This is a genomic window from Cellulophaga geojensis KL-A, from assembly GCF_000568425.1.
In the GTDB taxonomy this organism is placed as follows: domain Bacteria; phylum Bacteroidota; class Bacteroidia; order Flavobacteriales; family Flavobacteriaceae; genus Cellulophaga; species Cellulophaga lytica.
In genome coordinates this window covers 1-868 of the sequence record NZ_ARZX01000082.1, presented here as the reverse complement: position 1 = coordinate 868, position 868 = coordinate 1, and the positions used below count along the sequence as shown (strand labels likewise).

1 protein-coding gene is annotated in these 868 nt (G+C 27.3%); it reads right to left on the bottom strand.

Features of this window, described 5'->3' with window-relative positions; genetic code table 11:
• Nucleotides 1-106: 106 nt before the first annotated feature.
• Nucleotides 107-643, bottom strand: coding sequence for a hypothetical protein (locus tag KLA_RS17285; protein ID WP_034647457.1), 537 nt, complete (start codon nt 641-643; stop codon nt 107-109).
• Between the last annotated feature and the right edge of the window lie 225 nt (nt 644-868).

The following is an 868-nucleotide window of genomic DNA, read 5'->3' as shown; positions in this document are numbered from 1 at the left end:
TTGTACGCTATGGATCAATGGTATCATTACCCACTTTATAATTATGGTTGGTTTAGCAGTAAGGTTTATTAATTTTGATTTGATTAACAACAGTATTAATAGTTAATTAATAACAATCATATTTGTCTATCAGGTTTTTTGCTTCTCTTTCTCCCAATGCAGCTGCTTGTTTTAAATCGGTACAACTTTTTTCATATTTATCTACGTCGTAGTAAAGTTTCCCCCTATTTAAAATATAATTGCTTTTTTTTTCAAATTCAATTAATTGAGAATAGTCATATATTGCATTCCAACAAGCTGACTTATCAAGATATCCTGTTGCATATGTTTTGTAGGAGTATCTAATAGCCCTCTGCTCTAAAGCGTTTTTTAGTTCATCTTTCGCCTCATCAATACTTTGAAATATCTGTATTGCATTAGATAGTATCCCTATCTCTTTTTCATAATTTTCTAATGAGTAATTTTTTACCAAGCACATATATTTCATTGCCTTAATAAAGTTTTTTCGTTTTGCTCCATTTAGTTCTTTTGCGTCAGCAAAACTTTCAGCCAATCTTGAACAAATATCTCCATCAGAAAGAGTAATGGCATAAACAGATGAGAAACTACTAATTAAATATAAAAGGATTAAAATTTTTTTCATTTGTTTTATTTTAAGAAAATAAGAGTTATTTATTATAAAAGTAACTCTAATTTCTTTAAAAAGTAAAACTATTTATTAAAGAGAATTGTCTATTTGTGTAATTGCATTAGAGAACTTTTAAATGGTATAAATCAATGGGCTAATCTTTGTTTTTTAAAAAAATCACAATCGAACAGGCCACAATTTTACGACATAAAATCTATATAAAAACACCATAAAACCGTA

Excerpts from the sequence above, each read along its gene's own strand:
- KLA_RS17285 (WP_034647457.1), bottom strand. The coding sequence starts at position 643 with ATGAAAAAAATTTTAATCCTTTTATATTTAATTAGTAGTTTCTCATCT.